Here is a 221-nt window from a genome sequence, read left to right as displayed (position 1 = left end):
CAACGTGGCCGGCAGCGACCTGGCCGCCGACGCCGACAAGGTGATCGACGCCAAAGTGACCACCACCGATGCGGCCGGCAACAGCACCACCGCCACCGACACCGAGGGCTACAGCGTCGACACCGGCGCACCGAGCGTGGTGGTGAACATCGTGGACGCCGCGCTGAACGTGGCCGACAAGGTATCGAACGTCACCTTCACCTTCAGCGAAGCCCCGGTAG

The 221-nt window shown here is 67.0% G+C and carries 1 protein-coding gene; it reads left to right on the top strand.

All coding sequences use genetic code 11. The annotated features are described in order from the left end of the window. A partial coding sequence (locus FLQ03_RS01325; protein WP_144374180.1) for a hypothetical protein occupies positions 1-221 on the top strand: 221 nt, incomplete at both ends.

It is taken from the genome of Vogesella urethralis, from assembly GCF_007644045.2.
GTDB classification, from domain to species: Bacteria; Pseudomonadota; Gammaproteobacteria; order Burkholderiales; family Chromobacteriaceae; genus Vogesella; species Vogesella urethralis.
This window is presented reverse-complemented; position numbering and strand designations above follow the sequence as displayed.